The following is an 18,785-nucleotide window of genomic DNA, read 5'->3' as shown; positions in this document are numbered from 1 at the left end:
GCCGGGTCCCGCTGGCCCGCTCAGTCGGTGGTCGGGCTCCAGCCGGGGTTGCGCAGCAGGTGGCCGAACCGGTCTCGCCAGCGGACGTCGGCCTTGAGGTCGCGCCAGATGGCGACGTACTCGTGGGTCGCCACGACCAACGGGTTGAACGTGCGCAGCTGGTGCGTCAGCCCGTAGATCACCCGCTCCCCTTCGGGCTCGAACGTGCGGAACAGCCGGTCCCACACGATCAGGATGCCGCCGTAGTTGCGGTCCAGGTAGACGCCGTTCATGCCGTGGTGCACGCGGTGGTGGGACGGCGTGTTCATCACCAGCTCAACCGGGCGCGGCAGCTTGTCGACCCGCTCGGTGTGCAGGAAGAACTGGTACAGCAGGCTGACCGACTGCTGAAGGAAGATCGCCCATGGGGGCACGCCGAGCAGGGCCAGTGGCAGCCAGAACGGCAGCCCGCTGAACGGCGTCCAGGTCTGCCGCAGCGCCGTCGAGAAGTTGTAGTACTGGCTGGAATGGTGCACGACGTGGCTGGCCCACAGCAGCCGGACCTCGTGGTGCGCACGGTGGAACCAGTAGTAGGCGATGTCGTCGGCGAAGAAGAGGGCGACCCAGGCCCACCAGTTCGACATGTCGACCCGCAGCGGCGTGAGCTCGTAGACCGCGGCGTACAGCAGGAGCGCGACCGTCTTGTAGCCGATGCCGATCACGACGTTCCCGATGCCCATCGACAGGCTCGTCGCGGTGTCGCGCACCTCGTAGCCGATCTCGTCGTCGTCCGGTGCGAACCACAGGGACGCGAGCTCGATCACGATGAACAGGATGAAGAACGGGATCGCCATGGCGATGATGTCGAACATCAGGCGCTCCTTCCCGGACGACGGCGCCGGCCCCCGGCCCGCGCCTGGTGGATGGTCAGGGCCTGGCTGAGCAGGGCGTCGGCGCACGCGGCCGCGCGCTCGCCGTCCTGGTCGGCGATGGCCTGGGCGAGGTCGAGATGCGGCAGGACGTCGCCGCGGTCGTCCGCGAGCAGCACGTCCATCAGCTCGGACTGGGCGTCGATCGACTCGACCAGGCTGTTGAGTGCGAGCCGGAACGCCAGGTTGTCGCTGGCGTCCACGACCAGCGCCCAGAAGTCCCGGTCCGCGTGCACGTCGGACGGGTCGCCGTAACGCTCGGCAGCGACCAGGATGGCCTGCCGCGTCGCGACGTCCGCGCGTTCCGCTCCGCGCCGGGCGGCGTCCACACCGATGCAGCGACGCATCTCCAGCCCGTCCCGGACGAGCCGCTCGAGCGCGCCGTCCGGCATGCGGGCCAGGTGCCCGAGAAGGTCCAGACCGGCGGTGCGTCGAACGTCGAGCACTCGGGTGCCGCCGCCGTGCACGACCTGCACGAAACCTGCCTCCTGCAGTCGTTTGACGGCCTCTCGGACGGCGTGCCGGTTCACCGCGAAGGCCTGCGCGAGCTCGCGCTCGGGCGGCAGCTGGTCACCCGGCTGGTACCCACCACCGAGGATCGCCTCGCGCAGCTGGACCAGCACGGTGTCGCTGACCGACTGCCGGGCCACGGGGGTGAACTGGGTGGACGCCATCCTGCGATGTTGCCACCCAGAGGTCAGGTCATCAAGAGGTTGGACCAATATCGACCGTGCCCGTCCTAATTGCCGGCCACGGAGCCTCGACTGTGATACCAGAGTGATACCATCCCGCCATGGCCATGACGCTTCGGTTGGACGACGAGACGCAGCGCGCGCTGGACGAGCTGGCTGAGGCAACTCACCAGTCGCGAAGTGCCGTCGTCCGGATGGCCATTCTCGAGACGGCCGCTCGTCACGAGCACGTCAGCCGCGTCCAGGCTGCCTTCGACGAGGGCGAGTCGCGCTACGCGCAGCTGCTTGACCGGCTGCGCCGGGCGTGACGGACTACCTCACCCTGGATGACGTGCTCTCCCGCGTGGCGCGCCTCGGGCTGACCGTGAAGGACGTCGGACTTCTGGACTCGGCTGTTCAGCGCTGCCGGTCATCCGCCTTCGGCCAGGACGCGTACCCGACCCTGGCTGAGAAGGCAGCCGCCCTGCTTCACTCATTGGCCCAGAACCAACCGCTGGTGGACGGGAACAAGCGGATCGCCCTGCTGTGCGCACACGCGTTTCTCTGGATCAACGCGCACGAGATCTGGGCCGAGGACGACGCGCTGTTCGATCTGATGATCGACCTGGCCTCAGGGCTTGACGACCTCCCGACGATCGCCGAGCGGTTGCGCGTGGTCTCGGTGCCACGCCACTGAGCAGGCGCGATCCAGCAACTGTCGGTGGTCGGTCCTAGCTTGGTAGGCATGCTTGAGACCGAAGACGAGCTGGCTGCGCTTCAGGACCTCTTGGACTCTTCGCACGCGACGTCCACCGAGCACTTGCGCGGCATCATCAACGACGAACGGACGCTGACGGCCCGCGACCTGGCTGCGCTGCTCACCGGCATGAAGGTTCTCAGCGTCGCCACCGTCACCGCTCGGGGCGAGCCCCGGATCAGCGCGTTGGACGGCCATTTCCTGCACGCGACGTGGACGTTCAGCACGAGCGGCACGGCCGCGAAGGCGAAGCACCTGCAGAGCCGGCCGGCCGTCAGCGTGGCCCACATCGACAACGAGGAGCTGGCCGCGTTCAGCCACGGCCAGGCCGTGACCATGCACGAGCGCGATCCGGACTGGGACGAGACGCTGGCGCACTGGACGGCGCACTACGGAAGCTCCCCGCTGACCTGGGGCGATGACATCCGGTTCTACCGGCTCCAACCGCACTGGATGGTCGGCTACGCCTGGAAGCGCTCCGAACTGTTGGCCAAGCGCGGCATCGCGCCCTAGCCGCGCAGCACGGGGGCAAGCGCGTCGAGCACTGTGGCGTCCTCGATGGTGGAGGGCACGACGGGGGTGCCGCCGTCGGCGATCTCCCGCATGGTCTTGCGCAGGACCTTGCCTGAGCGGGTCTTCGGCAAGGCGGCCACGACGTCCACCTGCCGCAGGGCTGCGACCGCACCGACCTCGTCACGCACCCGTTGGACACACTCGGCCGCCACGGCTGCCAGGTCCCAGTCACCGCCGCCCTTGAGCACCACGAGAGCGCGCGGCACCTGACCCTTCAGCTCGTCGGCCACGCCGATCACCGCGCACTCCGCGACCGCCGGGTGCCCGGCGATGGCGGCCTCCAGCGCACCGGTCGACAGTCGGTGCCCCGCGACGTTCAGCACGTCGTCCGTGCGTCCCATCACGAACACGTACCCGTCGTCGTCCACGTACCCGCCGTCGCCGGTCAGGTAGTAGCCCTCGTGCGCGGACAGGTACGACGCGACGTACCGGTCGTCGTCTCCCCACAGGGTCGGCAGCGTGCCCGGCGGCATCGGCAGCTTCAGGCAGATCGCACCCTCGGTGCCCGCCGGCACCTGCGCCCCACCGGGGTCGAGCACCTGGACGTCGTACCCCGGCATCGGCACGGACGGCGAACCCGCCTTGATCGGCAACGGCTCCAACCCGACCGGGTTGGCGCAGATCGGCCAGCCGGTCTCGGTCTGCCACCAGTTGTCGACGACCGGCACCCCGAGTCGCGACGTCGCCCACTCGTAGGTGTTCGGGTCGAGCCGCTCGCCGGCCAGGAAGAGGGTCCGCAGACCCGACAGGTCGTGCTCGACCATCCGCGCGCCGTCCGGGTCGTCCTTCTTGATCGCCCGGATCGCGGTCGGCGCGGTGAACATCGCGCTCACCCGGTGCTCCTGCACAACTCGCCAGAACGCCGACGCGTCCGGCGTACCCACCGGTTTGCCCTCGTACAGAACGGTTGTGCAGCCGGTCAGCAGCGGCGCGTACACGATGTAGGAGTGCCCCACCACCCAGCCGACGTCACTGGCGGTGAACCAGACCTCTCCGGGCTGCACGCCGTACACGTTGGTCATCGACCAGCGCAGCGCGACCGCGTGACCGCCGTTGTCCCGCACGATCCCCTTCGGCTTGCCGGTCGTACCGCTGGTGTACAGCACGTACAGTGGGTCCGTCGCGGCGACCGGCACGCACTCGGCCGGCGGCACCGCTCCCTCGCGCATGACCGTCTTCCAGTCGACGTCGCGCTCCCCCATCGGCGCCTCGGCCTGCGGGCGCTGCAGGATCACGCACGCGTCCGGGGTGTGCTGGGCGCGTTCGATCGCGGCGTCCAGCAACGGCTTGTACTCCACCACCCTGGTCGGCTCGATCCCGCATGACGCGGACACGATGACCTTGGGCCGGGCGTCGTCGATCCGGGCGGCGAGCTCGGCCGGCGCGAACCCGCCGAACACCACCGAGTGGACAGCGCCGATCCGCGCGCAGGCCAGCATCGCGATCGCGGCCTCGGGCACCATCGGTAGGTAGATCACCACCCGATCGCCCTGCTCCACGCCCAGTGCCCGCAGCACCCCACCGAAGCGGGCCACCTGGTCGAGCAGCTGCGCGTACGTCAGGGTGCGCTTGGTTCCGGTCACCGGGGAGTCGTGGATGATCGCCGGCTGGTCCGCGCGGCCGGCGATCACGTGCCGGTCCACCGCGTTGTAGCAGGTGTTCAACGTCCCGCCGACGAACCAGCGGAAGAACGGCGGCCGGTCGTCGTCCAGCACTCGCGCGGGTGCCTTGATCCAGTCGATCAGGCCGGCCGCCTCGCCCCAGAACGCGCTCGGGTCGCGCAGGCTCCGCTCGTGGGCGGCCCGCCACGCCCCGGACGCCGTCTTCTGCTCAGCCGCCATTGCCGCATCCTGCCCGCCGCGCCGGCGATGCGCCAGGGCGGGGCCGTCCAGGGGGCCGGCCTCAAGCACGAGGGCGCCGGGGCGGCCACCCGCCCGCGACGCCCGTGCACCAGGATCGGACCATGGCGTACGACGTGAGCGCGCTGCGCGCGCAGTTCCCCTCCCTGGCCAGCGGTAACGCGCACTTCGACGGCCCCGGCGGATCGCAGACTCCGCAGTCGGTCGCCGATGCGGTGTCGGCGACCTTGAGCTCGCCGATCGCGAACCGGGGGAACGTCACCGCGGCCGAGCGCGCCGCGGACGCCGTGGTTCTGGGCGCACGGCAGGCAATCGGCGACCTGCTCGCCGCCGACCCGCGCGGGGTCGTCTTCGGCCGGAGCATGACTGCGCTGACGTACGACCTGGCCCGCACGCTGTCCGCTTCGTGGGGTCCGGGCGACGAGGTGGTCGTCAGCCGGCTGGACCACGACGCGAACGTCCGGCCGTGGGTGCAGGCGGCGCAGGCCGCCGGCGCCACGGTCTGCTGGGCGCACTTCGACCCCGGCACCGGCGAGCTGACCGCCGACGCCGTCGCTGCCGCCTTGAGCGACCGGACCCGGCTGGTGGCCGTCACCGGCGCGTCCAACCTGATCGGCACTCGCCCGCCGGTCGCCGAGATCGCCCGCCGAGCGCACGCGGCAGGGGCTCTGGTCTTCGTGGACGGCGTGCACCTGACCGCGCACGCCACGGTGCACGTCGGCGAGCTCGGCGCGGACTTCTTCGCCTGCTCGCCGTACAAGTTCCTCGGGCCGCACTGCGGTGTGCTGACCAGCGACCCGGCGCTGCTCGAGTCGCTGCACCCCGCCAAGCTGATGCCGTCGTCCGACGCCGTTCCGGAGCGCTTCGAGCTGGGCACGCTGCCCTACGAGCTGCTGGCCGGGACCACCGCCGCGGTGGACTTCATCGCCGGCCTCGCGCCGCCCGGAGCGGAGCGCCGCTCGCGCGTACTGGCCGCCATGGCAGCGGTCGAGGAGCACGAGGACCGGCTTCGCGAGCGCCTGGAGCGCGGCCTGGCCGACCTGCCGTCGATCACGTGCTGGTCGCGGGCCAGCCGGCGCACCCCGACCCTGCTGCTGACCTTCGACGGGCAGGACGCCTCGGACGCCTACGTCTTCCTCGCCGAGCGCGGCGTCAACGCGCCGGCCGGGTCGTTCTACGCCATCGAGGCCTCACGCTGGCTCGGGCTGGGCGACACCGGTGGCCTGCGCCTTGGCCTCGCGCCCTACTCCAACGACGAGGACGTCGACCGGGCGCTGCAGGCACTCGCGGACTTCGTCCGCTGACCCGGCCCGCAGGTGCGATCCTGTGCCCGTGCAATTCGATCCTGCTGACCTGCCGCCGGCCGTGCTGGACTTCCTGTGCGAACGGCACCTGGCCACCCTGACCACCCTGCGCTCGGACGGCACCCCGCACGTGGTCCCCGTCGGGTTCACCTGGGACGACGCGGGCGGGCTGGTCCGGGTGATCACCAGCGGCGACAGCCAGAAGGCGCGCAACGCGCTGCGCGGCGGGCGCGCGGTGATCTGCCAGGTGGACGGACGGCGCTGGGTCAGCCTGGAGGGTGACGCCGCGGTGCTGGTGCATCCGGAGCAGGTCCAGGAGGCCGAGCGCCGCTATGCCGGGCGGTACCGCACACCGCGACCGAACCCCGCCCGCGTGGTCCTGCAGATCGCGGTCGACCGCGTTCTGGGCCTGGTCGGGACGCCGTCCGCGCTCAGCTGACCTTGCCGATCACCGCGATGACGCGGTCCATGAAGCGATCCACGGCCCGCTCGCTGTAGCCGCGCGAGCCTCGACGGCTGTGGAACACCGCGGCCCGCAGGTCATCCGAGGACAGCGCGGTGGAACCGTCGAAGTACTCGGCGATCTCGTCGCAGATCATGTCGACCTGCTCGACGTCGTAGGAGCGCTCCCAGGCCGAGCCGCGGGCGAACCGGTCGCCGTGCGCGCGGACCAGCCTGGCCCGCAGCACCTGCGCCTGGGAGGTCACGTCCTTGACGAACGCTCGCTCACCCAGCTCGCGGCGCTCGCCGGTACGCTCGGTGGCCGCAATCTCGTCCTCGAGGCGGTCCAGTGCGGCATCCACCTGCTCCACCTGGTAGCCAGCGAGCTTCAGGTCGAAGCCCACGCTGCGGATCAGGTCGGAGCCGACGTTGCCGCCCAGAGCCCGGGCGATGAACGAGTCGACCTGGCCGATGTCGTACCCACGGGACAGCCGACCGACCCGACGAAAGCGCATCGGCGCGCTCATGCTCAGCTCCTCGTGATCTGGCCGCAGTTGATCGAACGGCGGCCAGGGGGACCGCGCCTGTCAAGCGTAACCGCGGGGCTGCGCGTTGCCGCACAGGCTGGCGCGTCGCCGCTCAGATGGTGTTCGCAGCCAGCTGGCCGCAGGCGCCGTCGATGTCCTGCCCGCGGGTGTCCCGGATCGTCGTCGGGATGCCGCGCTGCTCCAGCGCGGCCACGAAGGCCTTCTCGACCTTGGGGTCGCTGGCCGTCCACCTGGAGCCGGGCGTGGGGTTGAGCGGGATCGGGTTGACGTGGATCCAGCCGCGACCACGCTGGTTCAGCAGCTTGCCCAGCAGGTCCGCCCGCCAGGCCTGGTCGTTGATGTCCCGGATCAGCGCGTACTCGATGCTGACCCGGCGTCCGGTCGCCTCGTAGTAGCGGTACGCGGCGTCAAGTGCCTCGCCCACCTTCCACCGGGTGTTGATCGGCACCAGCTCGTCACGCAGCTCGTCGTCCGGCGCGTGCAGGCTCAGCGCGAGCGTGACCGGGATGCCCTCGGCGGTGAGCTTGTCCATCGCCGGGACCAGACCGACCGTCGACATCGTGATACCTCGAGCGCTCAGCCCCAGCCCCTCCGGACTGGGGTCGGTCAGCCGCCGGATCGCGTCGATCGAGGCTTTGTAGTTGGCCAGGGCCTCGCCCATGCCCATGAAGACCACGTTCATCGAGCGCTTGTGCCCGCCGTGCCGGGCCGCGACGAGCCGTGCGCCACGCACGACCTGCTCGACGATCTCGGCAGTGGACATGTTGCGGGTCAGCCCTGCCTGGCCGGTCGCGCAGAACGGGCAGTTCATGCCGCAGCCGGCCTGGCTGGAGATGCAGATGGTGCTCCGGTTCGCGTAGTGCATGAGCACGCTCTCGACGATCGCGCCGTCGAACAGCCGCCAGGCGGTCTTGATGGTGTCGCCGCCGTCGGCCTGCCGCTCGGCGATCACCGTCATCAGCGACGGCAGGAGTGCGGCCACCAGCTCAGCGCGGCCGGCCGCGGGCAGGTCGGTCATCTCGGCCGGGTCGACCACCAACCGCTCGAAGTAGTGCCTGGACAGCTGCTTGGCCCGGAACGCCGGCAGCCCGGCGTCCCGCACCGCGTCGGCCCGATCGGCGAGGGTCAGGTCGGCCAGGTGGCGCGGCGGCTTGCCGCGCCGCGGCGCGGTGAAGGTGAGCTGGCCCGGCTGGGGGGTGGTGGCGTCCATGTCACCCCCAGTCTCTCAGGTCGCTCAGGCGAGCAGGTGCAGCAGCAGCCAGAGCACCGGCGCCGCGATCACCAGCGAGTCCAGCCGGTCCATCACCCCGCCGTGCCCTGGCAGCACCGAACCCATGTCCTTGATGCCGAGGTCGCGTTTGATCATCGACTCCGACAGGTCACCCAGCGTCGCGCACAGCACGGCGGCCACACCGATCAGCGGGCCGCCCCACCAAGGCCCGTCAAGCAGCAGGGGCAGCGCCAGGGTGCCGACCAGGATGCACGCGATGGCCGACCCGGCGAAGCCCTCCCAGGACTTCTTCGGGCTGACCGAGGGTGCCATCGGGTGCTTGCCGGCGACCACACCGAGCGCGTAGCCGCCGATGTCGCTCGCGATAGTGACCACGATGAAGGTGAACACCCGCCAGGCGCCGTCGTCCTCGGCGAGCATCAGGACCACGAACCCTGCCAGGAGCGGCAGGTAGGCCGCGGCGAAGATGCCGCCGGCGACGTCCCGCAGCGCGCCCTCCGGGCCTTCCGACGTCCGCCAGATGACCACGGCGACCGCGGTCAGCACGAAGCAGACGGCGAGGGCCTGACCGCCTGCCGTGTATGACGCCACGAGCATCGCGACCGTGCCGACGGCCACCGGGACCAGGGGCACCGCGACCCGCCGCTCGGCGAGGGCGTTCGTGAGCTCCCACAGCGCGAGGCAGACCGCGACCGCGACCACGGCCAGGAACACCTCGCGGCGGATGAACAGGCTGGCCACCACCACCGCGCCCAGCCCGACGCCGACACCGATGGCAGCGGGCAGGTTGCGGCCGGCCCGGCCGTGCTGGCGGGCGGCGCGGGCCGCGACACGCGTCGTCGGCGCAGCCGAGGGCTGCGGAGGGAGGCTGGGGTTGTCGGTCACGGTGGGCACTCGAGCGTGGCGGAATCGGTCCAGCGGTGCTGGATCAGACCTCCAGGAGCTCGGACTCCTTGTGCTTGAGCAGGTCGTCGACGGTGTCGACGTACTTCTTGGTGGTGCCCTCGAGCTCCTTCTCGGCCCGGTTGCCCTCGTCCTCGCCGACCTCGCCGTCCTTGATCGCGTGGTCGATGGACTCCTTGGCCTTGCGGCGGATGTTGCGGATGGAGATCTTGGCGTCCTCGGCCTTGTGGCGGGCGAGCTTGACGTACTCCTTGCGGCGCTCCTCGGTCAGCTGAGGGAGCACGATCCGGATCACGTTGCCGTCGTTGGCCGGGTTGGCGCCGAGGTCGCTGTCGCGCAGCGTCTTCTCGATCTCGTGCATAGCGCTCTTGTCGTACGGCGTGATCAGGATCGTGCGGGCCTCGGGCGTCTGGAACGACGCGAGCTGCATCAGCGGCGTCGGGCTGCCGTAGTAGTCGACAGTCAGCTTGGTGAACATCGCCGGGTTCGCGCGCCCGGTGCGAATGGCGGCGAAGTCGTCCTTGGCGACCTCGACGGCCTTGCTCATCTTCTCTTCCGCGTCGAAGAGGGTCTCGTCGATCACTCGGACTCCTTGGCTGTGGCGCTGTCGGACAGGTCGTGCTGGCGGCGGGCGGCGGGCGCGGCCGGTCAGCCGGCGACGACCCGCGTGCCGATCTTCTCACCCTGGATGGCACGCGCCACGTTGCCGTCCCCCTCCATGCCGAACACGACCATCGGCATCGCGTTCTCCATGCACAGCGCGAAAGCCGTCGCGTCGGCGACCCGCAGGCCCCGCTGCAGCGCGTCGGAGTAGGTGATCGTGTCGAGCTTGGTCGCCGTCGGGTCGATGCGCGGGTCGGCGGTGTAGACGCCGTCCACCCCGTTCTTTCCCATCAGCACCACGTCGCACTTGGTCTCCAGCGCGCGCTGGGCGGCGACGGTGTCGGTGGAGAAGAACGGCAGACCGGCCCCGGCACCGAAGATGACAACGCGGCCCTTCTCCATGTGCCGGATGGCCCGCCGAGGGATGTAGGGCTCGGCGACCTGGCCCATCGTGATGGCGGTCTGCACCCGCGTCTCGACGCCCTCCTTCTCGAGGAAGTCCTGCAGCGCGAGGCAGTTCATCACGATGCCGAGCATGCCCATGTAGTCCGCGCGCGAGCGGTCCATGCCACGCTGCTGGAGCTCCGAGCCGCGGAAGAAGTTGCCGCCGCCGATCACCATGGCGACCTGCACCCCGGTGGCGATCGCGCCGGCGACCTCACGCGCCATCGCACGCACGACATCCGGGTCGAGCCCGACCTTGCCCCCGCCGAAGGCCTCGCCGGACAGCTTCAGCAGGACGCGTTCGTACACGAGGTCCTGGCGGTCCGGTCGAACCTGCAGGTCAGGGGCGGTCTGGCTCACGATGCTCTCCACGCGCTGGTCCCCCAAGGTGCTCGTCCGACGTCCTGGGCAGTCTGCCTTACCGGAGGGTAGTCGAGCCAATGCGAACGGGTGACAGTTGCCGAAGACCCCGCCCACCGGTCGGTGGACGGGGTCTTCGGCTGGGACCTGGGGCGCCTGAGTCAGGCGCCGACCCGGAACCGGGCGAACGCGACCGGCTTGACGCCGGCCTCGGTCAGCACGGCGCCGACGGTCTTCTTGCTGTCCTTGGCGAAGGGCTGCTCGATCAGGACCTTCTCCTTGAAGAAGCCGTTCACCCGGCCCTCGACGATCTTGGGCAGGGCAGCCTCGGGCTTGCCCTCCTCGATCGCCGTGTCGCGCGCGATCCGGCGCTCGGTCTCGACCGTCTCGGCCGGGACCTCCTCGCGGGTGACGAAGGCGGTCTCCGGGAACGCCGCGATGTGCATCGCGACGTCACGCGCCACCGGCGTCTCGCCGTCCACCGCGAACAGCACGCCGACCTGCGGGGGCAGGTCCGGGCTGGTCTTGTGCAGGTAGGACGCGACGGCGCCGCCCTCGATGCGGGCGACCCGACGGACCTCGATCTTCTCGCCGATGGCCGCGTTGGCCTCGTCGAGGATCTCGCGGACCGTCTGGCCCTCGATCGTGGAGTCGAGCAGCGACTCGGCGTCCGCGGCGCCGATGGCCACCGCCTGGTCGAGGACGCGCTGCGCGACGGCCTGGAACTTGTCGCCCTTGGCGACGAAGTCCGTCTCGCAGTTGACCTCGACGAGCGTGCCCACGCCGCCGTCGACGTGGATCGCCACGAGGCCGTTGCTGGCGTTGCGGCCCTCGCGCTTGGCGACGCCCTTCTGACCCTTGACGCGCAGGTACTCGACGGCCTTCTCGCGGTCGCCGTCAGACTCGTCCAGGGCCTTCTTGACGTCCATCATCCCGGCGCCGGTCTGCTCGCGCAGTGCCTTGATGTCGTCCAACGTGTAGTTCGCCATGCGGGTGGTTCTTCCTCTCGAAATACGGGAGCGGGCGCTCAGGCCTGGTCTGCGTCGGTCACGTCGGCTGCCTCGGGGGCAGCCTCGACGGCCACAGCGGCCTCAGCAGCGGGAGCCTCAGCAGCGGGAGCCTCAGCCTCAGCAGCCTCAGCAACGGGAGCCTCAGCCTCAGCAGCCTCAGCAACGGGAGCCTCGACAGCCTCCGCGGCAGGAGCCTCGACAGCCTCAGCAGCAGCCTCGGCGTCCTGGCCGGCAGCCTGCTCGGCCACGACGGCCTCAGCGTCACCGGCGGCGGCGTGCGTGCCCTCGGGCTCGCCGGACTGCGACTGGCCGCCCAGGAGCTCGCGCTCCCACTCGGCCAGCGGCTCGTCGCCGGCCACCTGGCCGGAGTCGGCCGCGGCCTCGCCACCGCGCGAGCGAGCCATCAGGCCCTCAGCCACGGCGTCCGCGACCACGCGGGTGAGCAGCGTGACGGAGCGGATCGCGTCGTCGTTGCCCGGGATCTTGTAGTCGACCTCGTCGGGATCGCAGTTGGTGTCCAGGATCGCGACGATCGGGATGCCCAGCTTCTTGGCCTCGTCGACCGCCAGGTGCTCCTTCTTGGTGTCGACGATCCACACCGCGCTGGGCACCTTGGCCATGTCACGGATACCGCCGAGGGTGCGCTCGAGCTTGTCCTTCTCGCGGCGCAGGACCAGCAACTCCTTCTTCGTCATGCCAGAGCCGGCGACGTCGTCGAAGTCGATGACCTCGAGCTCCTTGAGGCGCTGCAGGCGCTTGTGCACAGTCTGGAAGTTGGTGAGCATGCCGCCGAGCCAACGCTGGTTGACGTAGGGCATGCCGACGCGGGTGGCCTGCTCGGCCACCGGCTCCTGAGCCTGCTTCTTGGTGCCGACGAACAGGATCGAGCCGCCGTGGGCGACCGTCTCCTTGACGAACTCGTAGGCGTTGTCGATGTACGTCAGCGACTGCTGCAGGTCGATGATGTAGATGCCGTTGCGCTCGGTGAAGATGAAGCGCTTCATCTTGGGGTTCCAACGGCGGGTCTGGTGCCCGAAGTGCACGCCGCTCTCGAGGAGCTGGCGCATGGTGACGACGGCCATGCTTGGTGTCCTTTGTCGCTCGGTTGTCCGCGGCGGTCGGTCGACCACCACGCCTGGCGACCGCGACGCACTGAACCGGGCTGAGTCGTGCTGGGCCTGCCCGGACCGGATGTGCGCCCCGGCGGAGCGGCGAGGAATGCCCTCGTCACGGTGCCGGTCTGCGGACGCGCGAATTCGACCGATCGAGACCGGTCGTGGGAGCAGTCTACGCCAGCGTGGGGGGTGCTGGTGACGGGTCGGTCGGCGGGTGCGGTGCGTGGTAGGTCGGCACCGGCTCGCCGGTGCGCGTCGTCCGGCTGGCCGGGTCCTCTCGCAGCCCGCGCACCGAGGGGAGGGCTGCGGTCACCAGCGCCCAGGCCACCCCGATCGCGGACGCGATCACCATGGTCTCGGTCAGGCCGAGCCAGTCCGAGACCGGCCCGATCACCGCGAACCCCAGCGGCATACCCACCACCGAGCCGAAGAAGTCGAACGAGCTGACCCGGCTCAGCGCCTGCGGGGGGATCTCGCGCGCCAGGGTCGTGTCCCAGATGACGAACAGCACGCTGATGCTGGCTCCCGAGATGGCGATCAGGCCGGCCATCGCCGCCAGCGGCAGCCACGTGCCGACGATCAGCGGCTGCACCGAACCGCCGACCAGGAGCACCGAGCACCAGACGATCGGACGTCGTGGCCGAGCCTTGAGAGCGGCGAGGGCACCCAGGACCGCGCCCACCCCGAACGCCGACGTGATCACCGCCCACGTCGTCGCCCCTTCGTAGCGGCGCTCGCTGACCACCGGCCCGAGCACGAGCAGCGCCGGCAGCACGATGGCGTGGTAGACGGTGAAGCCGATGATCATCGCGCCCAGCCACGACCGCGAGGTCACCTCGCGGAACCCGCCGACCAGCTCGGTGACGAAGGTCGAGCGCTCGGACGGCTCGCTCGGTCTCGGCCGTAACCGCCACAGGAAAGCGGCGCTGACCACGAAGGTCGCGGCGTCCACGGCGATTGCGGCGCCCGGGCTGGCCGCTGCGACCAGCGCGCCGGCCACCAGGGGGGCAACGATCATCGCGGCGTTGTGGCTGAGGCCGACCAGCGCGTTGGCCTGACCCAGTCGGGCCGGGGACACGACCTGGGGCACCATGCCGGTGCCCGCGGGCTCGAAGAACGCCTGCGCGGCGCCGGCCATGGCGGCGAGCACCGCGAGCTGCCAGATCTGGGCTTCCCCGGTGAGCAGCAGCACCGCGGCCACACCCTGCACGACCGCCCGCACCGCGTCCGCCACGAGCATCACCCGGCGCCGGTCGAGCCGGTCGGCCCAGACGCCGCCCACCAGCAGCAGCACGGCCAGCGGGACGGTGCCCGCCGCGACCACGAGCCCGAGGTCGGTGGCCGACCCCGAGATCTCCAGCACCGCGAACGCCAGCGCGACCGGCGCGATCCGGTCACCGAAGTGGCTGACCGCCTGCCCGAGCCAGTATCGGCGGAACACGGGCTCGGACAGCGGACCGAAGCGGGCTCGCCAGCCGGCCGCCTGGGCCGGCGGTTCTGGGGTCCCGGAAGTCGGCGCGATGCTCACCGTCGTAGTGTCGCGGCATGGACCAAGCGCCGCGCACCCCATTTCTGGTCGACCGGATGCGCGGGTTCGGGACCACCATCTTCGCCGAGATGACTGCGCTGGCGCAGAGCACGGGGGCGATCAACCTCGGCCAGGGCTTCCCGGACACCGACGGACCGGCGTCCGTGCTGGACGACGCGGTCGCCGCCATCCGCGGCGGGCGCAACCAGTACCCGCCCGGCCCGGGCGTGCCCGAGCTGCGCCAGGCCGTGGCCGAGCACCAGCGCAGGTTCTACGACCTGGACGTCGACCCGGCGACCGAGGTGCTGGTGACGGCCGGCGCCACGGAGGCGATCGCGGCCAGCCTGCTCGCGCTCGTGGAGCCCGGCGACGAGGTGGTCATGTTCGAGCCCTACTACGACTCCTACGCGGCGTCCGTGGCGCTGGCCGGCGGGGTGCGGCGAACGGTCGTGCTTCGCGCACCGGACTTCGCCGTCGACGAGGCACAGCTGCGGGCAGCGTTCAGCGAGCGCACCAGGGTCGTGCTGATGAACTCCCCGCACAACCCGACCGGAAAGGTCTTCACCACCCAGGAGCTCTCGCTGGTGGCCGAGCTGGCCCGCGAGCACGGAGCCGTGGTGGTCAGCGACGAGGTCTACGAGCACCTGCTGTTCTCGGACGGTCCGACCGGGGGGCGGCACGTCCCGGTGGCCACGCTGCCCGGGATGGCCGAGCGCACGCTGACCATCTCCTCGGCCGGCAAGACCTTCTCGGTGACCGGGTGGAAGGTCGGCTGGGTGCACAGCCCACGCGAGCTGGTGGACGCAGTCCGGGCGGTCAAGCAGTTCCTCACGTTCGTGGCCTCCGGGCCTTTTCAGCCCGCGGTCGCGCACGGGCTCGGGCTGCCGGACGAGGTGTACGCCGGACTGGCGACGACGCTGCAGACCGGCCGTGACCTGCTCTGCGCGGGGCTGGCCGACGCCGGATTCACTCCGCTCGTGCCGGCCGGGACCTACTTCGTCGTGGTGGACGGTCGCGACCTCGGGTACGACGACGGGCTGGCACTCTGCCGCGACCTGCCCGAGCTCGCCGGCGTCGTCGGGGTACCCGTCGGGGTCTTCCACGACGACCCGGAGGCCGGACGGTCCCTGGTGCGCTTTGCGTTCTGCAAGCGCCCCGAGATGCTGCAGGAGGCCGCCGTGCGGTTGGCGAAGCTGCGGCGGTAGCAGCACGGTCGGCGCCGGCTACATCCCGCCGGCGACCCGCAGCACGGCACCCGTGGTGAACGACGCGTCGTCCGACATCAGCCAGGCGACGGCACCGGCCACCTCGTCGGGCTGCCCGGCCCGTCCCAGCGGGATGGTGGTTGCCAGCCGGGCCGGTCGCTGCGGGTCGGCGTGGAAGCCGGTCCAGATGATCCCCGGGGCCACGCAGTTGACCCGGACGCCCTGGGCCGCGACCTCTTTGGCCAGACCGACCGTCATCGCGTCCACCGCGGCCTTGGCCGCGGCGTAGTGCACGTACTGGCCGGGGCTGCCCAGCGTGGCGGCCGCCGAGGAGATGTTCACGATCGACCCGGCGCCGCCACGGGTCATCTCGCGCACGGCGCGTCGCGCGCACAGCAGGTAGCCGAGGACGTTGACCTCCAGCGCCCGGCGCATCCCCTCCGCGTCGGCGTCGACCAACGGGCCGTTGGGTCCACTGATCCCGGCGTTGTTGACCAGTCCGGTGACCTGGCCGAGCTGCCCTGCGGCGTCGAACAGCCGGTCCACGTCGTGCTCGTCGCTCGTGTCCACCGCGACGGCCACGGCACGGCGTCCGGCGTCCACGACCGCGGCCACGACCCGGTCGGCGGCGTCCCGGTCCGACCGGAAGCCGAGCACGATGTCGTGCCCCTCGGCGGCCAGCCGGGCGCAGATCGCGGCGCCGATACCGCGGCTTCCCCCAGTCACGATCGTGATCATGCGGCTCACCCTACGAGGCGACCGTTCGCGCCGACCTGCACAGGTCTGCGACGGCCGGACGACGGGCGCCGTCCACAGGGAAGGGCTCTCGTCCCACCGTCCACAGCCTCGCGTCGCCTGGTTCCCGTTCTCCTCGTCGCACCGCAGGCTGGCGACATGGTTCGAGAGATGCTCCTGGCCGCGGTTGCGGCGTTCACCCCCTCGGTGTCGAGTGCGCCGCCGACCGCGGGCGCTGCGGCCCCGGTCGTGCCGGTTCGCTCCTGGGGCTGGCCTCTCGATCCACGCCCCGCGGTGGCCCGGCCGTTCCGCGCTCCCCCCACGCCGTGGAGCGCCGGGCACCGCGGGGTCGACCTGGATGCCGGGGTCGGGCAGGTGGTGCGTTCGGCCGGGCCCGGAGTGGTCAGCTTTTCCGGCATGGTGGCCGGCCAGGGCGTCGTGGTGGTCACCCACGCCGGCGGACTCAGGACGAGCTACGAGCCCGTGGCACGACGCGCTGCGGTCGGCCTCGTCGTGCGTCGCGGCGACGGCATCGGGGTGCTCGCCGCCGGCGCCGGGCACTGCCTGCCCAGGACCTGCCTGCACTGGGGGCTTCGTCGCGGGACGACGTACCTGGACCCGCTGTACCTGCTCGAGCCGCCGTTACCGGTCCTACTTCCGCTCAGCCGGCAGTGACCTCGGCGATCTTGCCGCGCAGCTGCAGCACGGCCTTGGTGTGCATCTGGCAGATCCGGGACTCGGTGACGCCGAGCACCTGGCCGATCTCCGCCAGCGTGAGTCCCTCGTAGTAGTAGGGGGTGACGACGATCTTCTCCCGCTCGGGGAGCTGGTTGATCGCGCGGGCGAGCAGGTACTTGGTCTCCTCGCCCTCGAAGGCCAGCACCGGGTCGTCGGCGCCCTTGTCCTCGAGGGTGTCGCCCAGGGTGAGTGAGTCACCCTTCTCGCCGCCCACGCTGAGCAGCTCGTCGAGCGCGACGACGTTGACGTAGGACACCTGGCTGAAGATGTGGTGCAGGTCGCCGACCTTGATGCCCATTCGGCCGGCCACCTCGGCCTCGGTGGGGGTGCGGTGCAGCTCGCCCTCGAGCTCGGCGTAGGCCCGCTCGACCTCGCGCGCCTTGTGCCGAACCGAGCGCGGGATCCAGTCGATGGCCCGCAGTTCGTCGATGATCGCGCCGCGGACCCGCGAGATGGCGTACGTCTCGAACTTGATCGCCCGCTCGATGTCGAACTTCTCGATGGCGTCGATCAGCCCGAAGATGCCGTAGGAGACGAGGTCCGCCTGCTCGATGTTCGGCGGCAGGCCGACGCCGACGCGTCCGGCCACGTACTTGACCAGCGGCGAGTAGTGCAGGATCAGCTTCTCGCGGACCGCCGGGTCACCCTCGGACTTGTACTGGCGCCACAAGTCGGCGATCGCCGCGGCGTTCACCGCGACCGCGTCCTCCGGGTCCTCGGCCTCGGCGGCTGACTCGTCAGCCGGCTCCTCAGCCGGCTGCTCAGCCGGCTCCTCAGCCGCTTCGTCAGCCGCGTCGTCAGCCGCTTCGTGGTCCGCAGCCGGGTCCGGGTCAGCGGGGTCGTGCTCGGCGGACACTGCCGAAGCGGCGTCCGCGTCCGTAAGGGCTGCGTCAGCGGCCTCCGGCTGGCCGTCAGCGTCGGCCTGCGGATCCACCGCGACCTCCACCTCAGGCACGCGGGTGCGCCTGCTCATATGTCGCCTTCAGCCTCTCGACGGATACGTGTGTATAGATCTGGGTCGTGGCGAGCGTAGCGTGACCCAGGAGTTCTTGAACGGCTCTCAAGTCAGCTCCACCCTCGAGCAAGTGGGTTGCCGCCGAATGGCGCAGTCCGTGCGGTCCGAGGTCGTCCGCGCCGGGAACGTGCTCCAGCAGGGCATGCACCGCCTCACGCACCTGGCGCTGGTCGGCTCGACGGCCGCGGCGCCCTAGCAACAGGGCCGGCCCGCTGTCGGCGGTGGCCAGTTGGGGTCGCCCCTGCGACAACCAGTCACGGACGGCTTCGGCTGCGGGCACGCCGAAGGGAACCACGCGCTGCTTGTTTCCCTTCCCGGTCACCCGGATCACCCGGCGGTCGAGGTCAACGTCGTCCACGTCGAGGCCGACCAGCTCGCCGACCCGCACTCCGCTGCCGTACAGCAGCTCCAGAGCGGCCCGGTCGCGCAGATGCAGCGGGTCGCCGTCGTCGGCGGCCCCGGCGGCGACGTCCAGCAGCTCGGTGGCCTGTTGCTGCGCGAGCACTCCCGGCAACGTGCGGTCCCGCCGCGGCGCGACCAGGCGCAGCGCAGGGTCACGCAGCATCCGGCCGGTCCGGGTGGCCCAGGCGCAGAAGGTCCGAGCTGCGGCTGCCCGGCGGGCGATGGTGGCCCGGGACAGCCCGGCGGCGGTCTGCGCGGCCAGCCAGGACCTCAGCAGGGGCAGTGTCACCGCGTCCAGGTCGGTAGCCCCGCGTTCGGCGGCGAAGTCGAGCAGGGCGCACACGTCCGTGGTGTAGGCGCGCTGAGTGTGCTCGGAGCGGTTGCGCTCGGCGCGCAGGTGACGGACGAACTCCCCCACCGCGTCATCCATCGCCC

General features: G+C 71.0%; 21 protein-coding genes. 7 read left to right on the top strand and 14 right to left on the bottom strand.

Going from position 1 to position 18,785, the window contains the following annotated elements:
• Positions 1-20 precede the first annotated feature (20 nt).
• Together ACPPVT_RS08155 and ACPPVT_RS08150 are read right to left on the bottom strand one after the other, a co-directional pair.
• A complete protein-coding gene (locus ACPPVT_RS08155; RefSeq protein WP_426566506.1) occupies positions 21-851 on the bottom strand; it encodes a sterol desaturase family protein in 831 nt (276 codons plus the stop codon).
• Positions 851-1,582 (bottom strand): FadR/GntR family transcriptional regulator, encoded by a 732-nt coding sequence (locus ACPPVT_RS08150; protein WP_426566505.1) that lies wholly within the window; start codon positions 1,580-1,582, stop codon positions 851-853. Before ACPPVT_RS08150 ends, ACPPVT_RS08155 begins: the two co-directional genes overlap by 1 nt.
• A 119-nt stretch (positions 1,583-1,701) precedes the next feature.
• Here ACPPVT_RS08150 and ACPPVT_RS08145 point away from each other — a divergent pair, with 119 nt between their 5' ends.
• Genes ACPPVT_RS08145 through ACPPVT_RS08135 form a run of 3 tightly spaced genes read left to right on the top strand, consistent with a single transcriptional unit; the run spans position 1,702 to position 2,849 of the window.
• Entirely contained in the window at positions 1,702-1,908 is a 207-nt protein-coding gene (locus ACPPVT_RS08145) for a ribbon-helix-helix protein, CopG family (RefSeq protein WP_426566504.1), read from the top strand.
• Positions 1,905-2,276, top strand: a complete 372-nt coding sequence (locus ACPPVT_RS08140) for a type II toxin-antitoxin system death-on-curing family toxin (protein WP_426566503.1) — start codon at positions 1,905-1,907, stop codon at positions 2,274-2,276. The genes ACPPVT_RS08145 and ACPPVT_RS08140 overlap by 4 nt, the downstream gene beginning before the upstream one ends.
• A 48-nt stretch (positions 2,277-2,324) precedes the next feature.
• Positions 2,325-2,849, top strand: a complete 525-nt coding sequence (locus ACPPVT_RS08135; RefSeq protein ID WP_426566502.1) for a pyridoxamine 5'-phosphate oxidase family protein — start codon at positions 2,325-2,327, stop codon at positions 2,847-2,849.
• Here ACPPVT_RS08135 and ACPPVT_RS08130 read toward each other — a convergent pair.
• Positions 2,846-4,750: a propionyl-CoA synthetase gene (locus ACPPVT_RS08130; RefSeq protein ID WP_426566501.1), complete on the bottom strand. Its 1,905-nt coding sequence runs from the start codon at positions 4,748-4,750 to the stop codon at positions 2,846-2,848. The genes ACPPVT_RS08135 and ACPPVT_RS08130 overlap by 4 nt on opposite strands.
• Before the next feature lie 122 nt (positions 4,751-4,872).
• On the opposite strand from ACPPVT_RS08130, the gene ACPPVT_RS08125 reads away from it, so the two are divergent.
• Positions 4,873-6,072, top strand: coding sequence for a cysteine desulfurase-like protein (locus ACPPVT_RS08125; RefSeq protein ID WP_426566500.1), 1,200 nt, complete (start codon positions 4,873-4,875; stop codon positions 6,070-6,072).
• Positions 6,073-6,100: 28 nt separating this feature from the next.
• Positions 6,101-6,511: a pyridoxamine 5'-phosphate oxidase family protein gene (locus ACPPVT_RS08120; RefSeq protein ID WP_426566499.1), complete on the top strand. Its 411-nt coding sequence runs from the start codon at positions 6,101-6,103 to the stop codon at positions 6,509-6,511.
• Here ACPPVT_RS08120 and ACPPVT_RS08115 read toward each other — a convergent pair.
• The 8 genes from ACPPVT_RS08115 to ACPPVT_RS08080 all read right to left on the bottom strand — a co-directional run bounded on the left by ACPPVT_RS08115 (position 6,504) and on the right by ACPPVT_RS08080 (position 14,255).
• Positions 6,504-7,040 carry a DivIVA domain-containing protein gene (locus tag ACPPVT_RS08115; RefSeq protein ID WP_426566498.1) on the bottom strand — a complete coding sequence of 179 codons (537 nt, stop codon included), beginning with the start codon at positions 7,038-7,040 and terminating at the stop codon, positions 6,504-6,506. The genes ACPPVT_RS08120 and ACPPVT_RS08115 overlap by 8 nt on opposite strands.
• Before the next feature lie 112 nt (positions 7,041-7,152).
• A complete protein-coding gene (gene rlmN, locus ACPPVT_RS08110; protein ID WP_426566497.1) occupies positions 7,153-8,271 on the bottom strand; it encodes a 23S rRNA (adenine(2503)-C(2))-methyltransferase RlmN in 1,119 nt (372 codons plus the stop codon).
• A 24-nt stretch (positions 8,272-8,295) separates the two neighbouring features.
• Positions 8,296-9,177, bottom strand: a complete 882-nt coding sequence (locus ACPPVT_RS08105) for a phosphatidate cytidylyltransferase (protein WP_426566496.1) — start codon at positions 9,175-9,177, stop codon at positions 8,296-8,298.
• 43 nt (positions 9,178-9,220) lie between these two features.
• Entirely contained in the window at positions 9,221-9,778 is a 558-nt protein-coding gene (gene frr / locus ACPPVT_RS08100; RefSeq protein WP_426566495.1) for a ribosome recycling factor, read from the bottom strand.
• Positions 9,779-9,843: 65 nt separating this feature from the next.
• Positions 9,844-10,602: a UMP kinase gene (gene pyrH / locus ACPPVT_RS08095; protein WP_426566494.1), complete on the bottom strand. Its 759-nt coding sequence runs from the start codon at positions 10,600-10,602 to the stop codon at positions 9,844-9,846.
• Between the two features lie 161 nt (positions 10,603-10,763).
• Positions 10,764-11,591: a translation elongation factor Ts gene (gene tsf, locus ACPPVT_RS08090; protein ID WP_426566493.1), complete on the bottom strand. Its 828-nt coding sequence runs from the start codon at positions 11,589-11,591 to the stop codon at positions 10,764-10,766.
• A 38-nt stretch (positions 11,592-11,629) separates the two neighbouring features.
• A complete protein-coding gene (gene rpsB / locus ACPPVT_RS08085) occupies positions 11,630-12,694 on the bottom strand; it encodes a 30S ribosomal protein S2 (RefSeq protein ID WP_426566492.1) in 1,065 nt (354 codons plus the stop codon).
• 205 nt (positions 12,695-12,899) lie between these two features.
• Positions 12,900-14,255, bottom strand: a complete 1,356-nt coding sequence (locus ACPPVT_RS08080) for an MFS transporter (RefSeq protein ID WP_426566491.1) — start codon at positions 14,253-14,255, stop codon at positions 12,900-12,902.
• Positions 14,256-14,272: 17 nt separating this feature from the next.
• Here ACPPVT_RS08080 and ACPPVT_RS08075 point away from each other — a divergent pair, with 17 nt between their 5' ends.
• Entirely contained in the window at positions 14,273-15,460 is a 1,188-nt protein-coding gene (locus ACPPVT_RS08075) for a pyridoxal phosphate-dependent aminotransferase (RefSeq protein ID WP_426566490.1), read from the top strand.
• Positions 15,461-15,478: 18 nt separating this feature from the next.
• On the opposite strand, the gene ACPPVT_RS08070 is transcribed toward ACPPVT_RS08075, so the two are convergent.
• Complete coding sequence (locus ACPPVT_RS08070; protein WP_426566489.1) at positions 15,479-16,198, bottom strand: SDR family NAD(P)-dependent oxidoreductase; 720 nt, start codon at positions 16,196-16,198, stop codon at positions 15,479-15,481.
• 156 nt (positions 16,199-16,354) lie between these two features.
• On the opposite strand from ACPPVT_RS08070, the gene ACPPVT_RS08065 reads away from it, so the two are divergent.
• Positions 16,355-16,870 carry a peptidoglycan DD-metalloendopeptidase family protein gene (locus tag ACPPVT_RS08065; protein ID WP_426566488.1) on the top strand — a complete coding sequence of 172 codons (516 nt, stop codon included), beginning with the start codon at positions 16,355-16,357 and terminating at the stop codon, positions 16,868-16,870.
• Here ACPPVT_RS08065 and whiG read toward each other — a convergent pair.
• Positions 16,857-17,627, bottom strand: a complete 771-nt coding sequence (gene whiG / locus ACPPVT_RS08060) for an RNA polymerase sigma factor WhiG (RefSeq protein ID WP_426567090.1) — start codon at positions 17,625-17,627, stop codon at positions 16,857-16,859. The two genes, ACPPVT_RS08065 and whiG, sit on opposite strands and share 14 nt — an antisense overlap.
• 253 nt (positions 17,628-17,880) lie before the next feature.
• Positions 17,881-18,780 (bottom strand): tyrosine recombinase XerC, encoded by a 900-nt coding sequence (locus ACPPVT_RS08055; protein ID WP_426567089.1) that lies wholly within the window; start codon positions 18,778-18,780, stop codon positions 17,881-17,883.
• Between the last annotated feature and the right edge of the window lie 5 nt (positions 18,781-18,785).

This window comes from Angustibacter sp. McL0619 (assembly GCF_049994355.1).
GTDB lineage: Bacteria > Actinomycetota > Actinomycetes > Actinomycetales > Angustibacteraceae > Angustibacter.
The sequence above is the reverse complement of the archived record's forward strand: the minus strand, read 5'-3'. Positions and strand labels throughout refer to the sequence as shown.

Coding starts and splice junctions, on each gene's coding strand:
- rpsB (WP_426566492.1), bottom strand. CDS start 12,694: ATGGCCGTCGTCACCATGCGCCAGCTCCTCGAGAGCGGCGTGCACTTC.
- tsf (WP_426566493.1), bottom strand. CDS start 11,591: ATGGCGAACTACACGTTGGACGACATCAAGGCACTGCGCGAGCAGACC.
- ACPPVT_RS08115 (WP_426566498.1), bottom strand. CDS start 7,040: ATGAGCGCGCCGATGCGCTTTCGTCGGGTCGGTCGGCTGTCCCGTGGG.
- ACPPVT_RS08130 (WP_426566501.1), bottom strand. CDS start 4,750: ATGGCGGCTGAGCAGAAGACGGCGTCCGGGGCGTGGCGGGCCGCCCAC.
- ACPPVT_RS08150 (WP_426566505.1), bottom strand. CDS start 1,582: ATGGCGTCCACCCAGTTCACCCCCGTGGCCCGGCAGTCGGTCAGCGAC.
- rlmN (WP_426566497.1), bottom strand. CDS start 8,271: ATGGACGCCACCACCCCCCAGCCGGGCCAGCTCACCTTCACCGCGCCG.
- ACPPVT_RS08055 (WP_426567089.1), bottom strand. CDS start 18,780: ATGGATGACGCGGTGGGGGAGTTCGTCCGTCACCTGCGCGCCGAGCGC.
- ACPPVT_RS08145 (WP_426566504.1), top strand. CDS start 1,702: ATGGCCATGACGCTTCGGTTGGACGACGAGACGCAGCGCGCGCTGGAC.
- ACPPVT_RS08155 (WP_426566506.1), bottom strand. CDS start 851: ATGTTCGACATCATCGCCATGGCGATCCCGTTCTTCATCCTGTTCATC.
- ACPPVT_RS08065 (WP_426566488.1), top strand. CDS start 16,355: ATGGTTCGAGAGATGCTCCTGGCCGCGGTTGCGGCGTTCACCCCCTCG.
- ACPPVT_RS08125 (WP_426566500.1), top strand. CDS start 4,873: ATGGCGTACGACGTGAGCGCGCTGCGCGCGCAGTTCCCCTCCCTGGCC.
- ACPPVT_RS08075 (WP_426566490.1), top strand. CDS start 14,273: ATGGACCAAGCGCCGCGCACCCCATTTCTGGTCGACCGGATGCGCGGG.
- ACPPVT_RS08135 (WP_426566502.1), top strand. CDS start 2,325: ATGCTTGAGACCGAAGACGAGCTGGCTGCGCTTCAGGACCTCTTGGAC.
- ACPPVT_RS08070 (WP_426566489.1), bottom strand. CDS start 16,198: ATGATCACGATCGTGACTGGGGGAAGCCGCGGTATCGGCGCCGCGATC.